Origin of the sequence: Solitalea canadensis DSM 3403 (assembly GCF_000242635.2) — a bacterium.
GTDB lineage: Bacteria > Bacteroidota > Bacteroidia > Sphingobacteriales > Sphingobacteriaceae > Solitalea > Solitalea canadensis.
This window is the reverse complement of the sequence record NC_017770.1, coordinates 706,975-714,632: the sequence shown is the minus strand read 5'-3', so window position 1 is coordinate 714,632 and position 7,658 is coordinate 706,975. Positions and strand designations below refer to the sequence as shown.

The window sequence follows — 7,658 nt, the reverse complement described above, 5'->3', positions numbered from 1 at the left end:
CTAATCAGAGAATCGCTATAATATGGAAGTAAGGAACCTAAAGTGGTGAAGAAAAATAAAACCTGTTTATCATTTGTTTCAATAAATGGTTGATCGAAACAGATTCATGGAAGAAAATAACCTAAACTTATTAACTGGAATTTACGGAAAATAGCGGAAATTTAAAAAAAACAACACTGTTTAATGCATAAAACAAAAGGTTCTTCATTTAGTTAGAAGAACCTTTTACAAGATCTTTAATTTGCAGAGGTAATCCACCAGGTGTTTCCATTGCTATCCAGAACGCCGGAAGTGCGGCCGTAGCCCTGATTGGTTAATTCCATTACACTTGTAGCCCCTGCTTCTAATGCTTTTTTGTAAACGGTGTCAGCATTATCCACGTAAATGAAAAGCCCGGCAGGCTGCGGAGGATAGGGTTCAGAGCTATTGGCGAACATGATGACGCTGTTTCCGATAAAAACTTCGGCATGCATTATGGAGCCATTGTCGTTCAACACTTTCATCTTTTCTGTTGCACCAAATACGTCAACAGTAAACTTCAATAGACCCTCAGCATCGGGTACTATCAGATAGGGCACTACCTGCGTATACCCATCAGGAATTTTTACATTTTTCATTTTCTTATAGATTTTATTGATTTAAAGGTATGCGGCTTTTCTTCGTAGAAATTGGAAGAAAACGACGTTTTTAATTAAGCAGTTCCTTTTGACAGTTTACACTTTTCGAAAAATCAAACAACACAAACGAATAGTGTAAATTAATACATTTACTTATTTACTCCCCTTCAACAACTAAAGAAATACATTTAACAAACATCTCCTATAGAATCAATTATATACAAATTGAAAACAAACTGACTTACAAACTGGTCTTTTCGAATAGCGAATATTACTTTTTATATCCCAACTTACTACTACAATTCATCTATTATTAACCAATGAAAATTTATGTGTTATGATCAAAAAAATCGTATTGATTTTATTGACAAGTACATCTATTCTTTATTCCTGCAAGAAGGATTTAGAAACGATACAACCACAAGTACCTATCAACAAATTATTTATTTAAAGACTTTTCAGGCAAAATCATTAGGGCCTAAATATATCACATTTGTTGGGGGCGTGGATGGAGGCTATAGTGGAGGTGGAGCAATAGCTCCGGCACAAGTAACGCCACATAAGCTTATTGCACCCGGCTCAATGCTTACTGCTGATCAAATGCTGAAAGTAAAGAATGTTATTGAAAGCATTAAAAATGAAAGTTGTCATATGAAGGCTATGATTTTATACATTGAGAATAGTGGGCGAAAATTTGTATTCTCTTTTAAATCTGAAATAAAACTAACGGTTATTATGACCCCGGCATCTGTACCTGGTGTCTACAACAATGGTTATAAATCCTTCGTATTACGAACAGAAAATGAAATAAGAAAAGATGTAATAAGAGAAGAGCTGACTCATGCATTTCAGGACGCAATTTACCCCGGTGGAACTTATCAATACAGGCCTGGTTACCCAGGTTCTGCCAACATTGAATTTGAAGCAAAAGTTATATACTCAAACAAAAAATAAAATTTGACTATAAAGCTGCTAAACTTTCTGGTGGAGGGTACTTACTATTACCCTTTAATGTGAATTTTGAAAAAATAGCATCAGGAATCTACTAATATCTAAACAACGAGTTGAATTCTGCAGTTTATTTAGCTCGTTGTTTTTAACCTATTTACTTCCTCATTGAATCAAGTACTAAGTGAATTACAAAAGTTAGGTAACTTATCTATTCCACCTCCCTATACTCGGCCCCTTCTGCATTCCCTCTGAAATACTCCTTAGGCGTATATCCCGAAAACTGCTTAAAATCGTTAATAAAATGCGACTGATCATAATACCCACATTGATAGGCTAAATCCGTTAGTGAAATCGCTTTATTGCCATATTCATTTAAAGCAGAGTGAAACCTTAAAATGCGGCAATAGGTTTTTAAGGTAAAGCCCGACTGTTCTTTAAACCGACGTTCGAACTGGCGGCTTGATAGATAAAATTGTTCGGTAAAACTTGGAATATTAATTAACCCGTTGGCTTGTATCGCGGTTTTTATAGCTGTCCGGATCACAGCAGGGGCCTCCTTTTGTTGTTGCAATCGCTTTAGTAAATAGTTGGACAGAATTACCATTCGTTGTCTGTTATCAAGAGCATGCAACATTCGTTCTTCCAGTTCGGCCCCTTCAGCTCCCAATAATGTATGTAGATCGGGCATTTGATCCGTTAATTCGGCTGAAGAAACTGATAATAAACGGGGAACAGCAAACGGGTATAAATAAACACCAAAAATACCAAATGAACCTTTGGTTATAAATCTTCGGTAACGTTGGGTTTGAGCATGCATCATAGAAAGCGGCTCCGGTTTCAACTGCGGACCGTCTGCATTATCGAACCTTCCTTTGTAATGAAAAACCATCTCGGTACATGCATCTGCCATTGAACGATATACATAAGGTTGTTCTTCGGGCAGATCCATTTCAAAAGCCCAAAATGACCTTACATAATCTGCAAGTGCAGCAGGAGGATCAACTGTATAATACCTTACATTACTCATGCTTTATATTACACGGAGAGACATTTTGTGAATCGTAAATTGCTTATCATTATACTGCAGAAAAAATCCCGGTTCATCCGTAAAACTAAAACCTGCTTTTTGGTAACATCTTATTGCAGGGTGATTTTCCTCCCAAACGAATAGATCCACCACTTTTGCGTGAAAAGTTTCTTTACACTCATTCACCAAATCCTTAACAAATCGATATCCCAAACCTTGTCCTCTTAAACTAGGATTCCCCACAATTAACCTTCCTAAGCGAAAAGCAGCATCTGATTGAGGTATTATTTCGCCAAATGCTGCAGCTTGATTATCATAATATCCAATATAAAAATGCCGGTCAGGGTTTTTTTCTTTATAAACAGTCAGTTGTTGCTCGGTAATCGGGTAATGAAAATCAGTACCTGCAAATTGGAACAACAGTTCTGCATCCGTTACCCAGCTTTGCAACAGTTTAAAGTCTCTATTTTCATACTGTTTTAGCATTTATCAGCTTACTTGATATCTTTATTGGTCTTCTGGAAATTTAACAATTAATTACATCGCTACAAAACTGTTCATTATTTCATTGTTATCTCAAGTTCATTATCTGTTTTATCTTGCTCTATCCGGGTTATATACGGATCTATAATAATGCTACCAGGCTTTTTATCCGTAATAATCTTAATTACCGTATCATCACCTGTAAAAGCAAGAGTATTTACATAAATGGATTTTGACCATTCGTTGCTATTTTCTTCCGTAACTAACAACTTTAAAGGCTCCTTAAAACTCAGCGGAACAATTTTACCATCTCCATTATCAATTATCTTTTTCGTACCGACTCTCGCAGTGGTTTCAAACTTACCATTAGCTAATTTACGACATGTGGCTGTGTGAATTTTAAGATCATACAACACTATTTTATTAAACCATTCATTTATTAAGTAATTGTATTCTGATGGTGTTACCGCATATAACTCCTTCAACAAATCTGTAACAGTAGCCTTTTTATTTGGCGATGAAAATTTTGTTAATAGCTTTTGTAAAGCCTGATTTACTTTTTCTTCACCAACTAAATCCTTAAGTGCATACATCACCAACCCGCCTTTTTGATAAGCCACATGGTTTTGGCCTTCTACTTTTGCCAAAGCTTCTTCCGTTTCTCCTGAGTATCCCCGAAGGTTAAGGTATAAGTTAAGTTCTGCGGATAAATAATCAGATAGACCATTCCTACCACATTTTTTTTCCAACAACAACGTCTCTGAGTATTGTGCTAGTGTTTCGGTAAGCACTTTAGCACCGGGAGCATCTGCAGGTGCTAATTGTCCGGCCCACCATTGATGAGCTATTTCATGCGTTATTGTACAATAAGCATAGTTGATTTTAGTGCTATCTCTGTAGTCGCTCAGGAAGTTATATTTTTCGCCACAAAACAACACTCCCGGATAGGCTGTTGCGTTCCCTTTATAATGAGGAATTTCTACAACACGCAAATACTTGTATTGATACGGACTAAAACTTTGACTGTAATAATCCAATGAATTATTAACAGCTTTCAGCATCTCAGTTACGTTGGCATTTTGTTTTTGCTTACAATACAAATCAACTGATACACCTTTATAGTTATAACTCATGACCTCGTAATTAGCAGAAGCAATCGCAAACATAAACGGAATTGGTTTTGAAGTTTTATAGGAATAATGCCTTCTTCCCTTTTCAATCCATTGCTGTTGTAAGTCGCCAATTGAAATAACTTGCTCGTCTTCATCTGTTGAGATGGTGCTTTCATACTGTACCCAATTATAATACTGATCGTTAGCCGGAGTTGATTTTACCTGGGGAGCCAATCCATTTTTTGAGCGTTCAAGTGAATCTTCAAGTTCGAGTTGTGTCGCATAGCCAAAGGCAGGCAGGTATTTCTCCAATTCTATATAGGAACCACCTTTCGTTATGTAGTTTTCCTTATTAAATTTTTCAAACCCTGGTTTAGCAACCTCAATTGAAAACTCCATAGTAATCCGTTCTCCCGGTTGTAATGGTTTCTTTAATTTAAACCAATAATGATTGAATCGGTCGTCCTTCTCTAACGATTCAGCCTGCTCTACTACTAAGCTCTTTAATACCGCCTCCTGGTTCAGCCAGACCAAAAGATTATTAACTGGTATTTTGTTTTTATTCTCCAACGAATACCAACCCTTTACCTTATAATATCGTTCGGCCGGAAATAAATCAACATTGGTTTTTACGTCGATAATAGTAAGTGTGGGTAATTCACTATACCTTTTATATTTTTTTTCATAATCAGCTCTAAATATTGTCTTTTGTTCTGGAGTCATATAAGGATGAACAATATTTGTTTGGTAATAAATAAATCCACCGCTAATAAGAAAAAGGGCCAAACTACCTGAAACTGTAAAACTTGTATTCTTTCTGAAAGCAATTACAGATAGTTTTTTTCGCCAACCTGATTGAACTCCTCGTTTCCATAATTGAAGTGAAAGAATTGAAAGCATTGCTGCAAAAGCTGTCCAGTACAGCATATACCAATTAAAAGCTGTTGCGAAATAAGAAAATCCATTTAGTTCAGCATATTCAAGCTCAGGAGTTACTGCATATCTCAACAAATAATGCGCTATACCCAGGCGTGCGCTAAAGAGCGTTATGCCAAAGACAATACAGGTAAATAATAGTCCCAAGTATTTATTGGGAGAAACTGTTTGAATAAATAGGCTCAAAACACCCATTAAAAATAGCGGTAATCCACTGTAATAAAACAATGAAAGATAGGTGCCGATATCAAAGTTGTTATAGCCTTTGAACCCCTGAATTACAACTCCAGTAAGTACTAAGGAGCTAATAAAGGTCCCAATCAGCATTAAGATTGCTATAGATTTACCCACAAAAAAGACAAAATTTGATGCAGGCGTAACATCAATTAATTCATAAACTTTAGCAGTCCGTTCACGCCAGGTAATTTCCCCACTAAAGAAGATGATTATTATAACTGCCAATGAGTTGTTTCTGACAAACTCCACAATGTAACCAGTAACCGGATATAATGAAATGCCAAATAACTGATGAAAAAGTGTTTCAGTCAGTTCTGTTCCCATCAGAAATAACCATAAAAGCAGGATAACATAAAAAGCTGGACTTTTAAGTATAGATTTTACCTCCAGGATTACTACAGATTTCAGCATTTGCCATTTTGCAACTTTACGATCCGGATCAGTATTGGTTGTTTTATAAGCATTAGCAACCGAAGGCCTTGTTGTTTTTGCCTTTTTACCGACATTCTTACTTACCAACCTAAATGAGAACCACTGGTAAGTACTCAATAAAATTAGCATAGAAATGGATAGCCACAGTAATCGATTTAATAAAAAACTCCCTTTAAGCGGTAGCAGTAATGTATTTCTATCTATAACCGACCAATGTTTTGTTTCTCCGAAAAACGAGGTTAAACCAAATGGGTCTAACAACACCGGTAATAATTCAGGCGTAGAACCTGAAAAATCAGCGTTAGCCATTAAAGGCGAATTTCCCAACATTGAACCTACCAGGTAGAGAATATAAATAAGAACTCCGGCAATATAGGTTGCCATTGTGCTTCGTGTTATTACTGCTGTTGCGTACAATAAGGTGGTACAAAACAATACATTGGGAACTGCAAAAACCAAAAATGGCCATAGGTAATTCCATAAAACAAATGTCCCCAACTGGCTTTTATCCAATAATAAAGTGGCCATCATCATTCCTAATAATGATGCTAATAGGACCATCAGCCCTGCGCTGAATAATCCTAAAAATCTGCTTGCCACATATTGAAACTTGTTAATACGAGTAGTGAAAATCAACTCTTCCATTTTGTGTTCACTATCGCGCAATACGATATTAGCAGTAAATAAAGTAATGGCTAAAAGTGAAGACATGGATAACAACGAGATTCCGGCGCTGATCACATAAGGGGCATTTTTGAAAACCTCATCTCCTCCGTAACCGCCACGAGGTAATACTAAACCAAGCAACAGAAACAGGATTGCAGATCCGATAAAAGTATATTGCCTAAACTGGTATTTCTGCTCAAAAAGAAGTAGCTGTTTTAACATGACAATACCTCCTTCGTTGATTGAGCACCAAATAAAACGGAGAAATAAACATCTTCCGGTTCAGGCTGCAATAATTCAAATCCTTTATCTGGATGATCATCGGCTAACACATGAATTTGTATTTTGCCTGCCAGTAAACGTTTTGAGATTACCTGAAAATTTTGCTGGTAATCGTGCAGTTCATTCCGATTAATTGCTTTTCTCCACACCTTGCCCGACAAATCTTCAATCAACTGCGATGGAGCACCCTGCAAGGCTACTTTTCCGTTCATTAAAACGGCCATTTGGGGACAAAGCTCACTTACATCCTGGACAATATGTGTCGAAAGAATTACTACTACCTGTTCACCAATTTCACTTAATAAATCATGAAAACGGTTGCGCTCTTCCGGATCCAGTCCCGCAGTTGGTTCATCAACAATAATCAGTTGAGGGTTTCCCAATAATGCCTGGGCAATGCCAAACCGTTGTCGCATCCCTCCCGAAAATGTGCTAACTGATTTGTCCTTCACATGATACAAATTGGTTTGTTGCAATAAAGCATTTACCTGCTCATCTCTTTCATTTTTACTAACCATCCCCTTTAATACAGCAAGGTGGTTTAATAACTGAAAAGCCGATATTTTAGGATATACTCCAAAATCCTGAGGCAAGTAACCCAATTGCTTACGCAAAAAATCCTGGTCATTATGGATGTTAACATTCTTAAAAAACACCTCCCCCTCATCTGGTTCCTGCAGCGTTGCAATAGTTCGCATTAAGGAGGATTTTCCGGCCCCATTTGGACCTAATAATCCAAACATTCCTTTGGAAATAGTGAGTGAAATGTTATCGAGGGCTTTAACATCGTTCGGGTATGTTTTCGTTAAATTTCTAATTTCAAGGGTATTCATGTGCTTTACTTTTTCGGCAAAGAACATTTATAGCATTTCCCAATGCAATTAATAATGATGAACCTATCAAATCTCATGATAA

Annotated in this window: 6 protein-coding genes; 1 reads left to right on the top strand and 5 read right to left on the bottom strand. The window is 36.7% G+C overall.

The features are described from left to right. Nucleotides 1-236 precede the first annotated feature (236 nt). Nucleotides 237-617, bottom strand: coding sequence for a VOC family protein (locus SOLCA_RS02935; RefSeq protein WP_014678958.1), 381 nt, complete (start codon nt 615-617; stop codon nt 237-239). Nucleotides 618-947: 330 nt separating this feature from the next. Between SOLCA_RS02935 and SOLCA_RS02930 the strand changes: the two genes are divergently transcribed. Then, nucleotides 948-1,571 carry a hypothetical protein gene (locus SOLCA_RS02930; protein ID WP_014678957.1) on the top strand — a complete coding sequence of 208 codons (624 nt, stop codon included), beginning with the start codon at nt 948-950 and terminating at the stop codon, nt 1,569-1,571. Nucleotides 1,572-1,776: 205 nt separating this feature from the next. On the opposite strand, the gene SOLCA_RS02925 is transcribed toward SOLCA_RS02930, so the two are convergent. The 4 genes from SOLCA_RS02925 to SOLCA_RS02910 form a co-directional block, all read right to left on the bottom strand. Further along, nucleotides 1,777-2,595, bottom strand: coding sequence for a helix-turn-helix transcriptional regulator (locus tag SOLCA_RS02925; RefSeq protein ID WP_014678956.1), 819 nt, complete (start codon nt 2,593-2,595; stop codon nt 1,777-1,779). Between the two features lie 3 nt (nt 2,596-2,598). Further along, a complete protein-coding gene (locus SOLCA_RS02920; protein ID WP_014678955.1) occupies nt 2,599-3,081 on the bottom strand; it encodes a GNAT family N-acetyltransferase in 483 nt (160 codons plus the stop codon). 74 nt (nt 3,082-3,155) lie between these two features. Continuing rightward, complete coding sequence (locus tag SOLCA_RS02915; RefSeq protein WP_014678954.1) at nt 3,156-6,683, bottom strand: M1 family aminopeptidase; 3,528 nt, start codon at nt 6,681-6,683, stop codon at nt 3,156-3,158. Further along, entirely contained in the window at nt 6,677-7,576 is a 900-nt protein-coding gene (locus SOLCA_RS02910; RefSeq protein WP_042480582.1) for an ABC transporter ATP-binding protein, read from the bottom strand. The genes SOLCA_RS02915 and SOLCA_RS02910 overlap by 7 nt, the downstream gene beginning before the upstream one ends. Nucleotides 7,577-7,658: the final 82 nt, after the last annotated feature.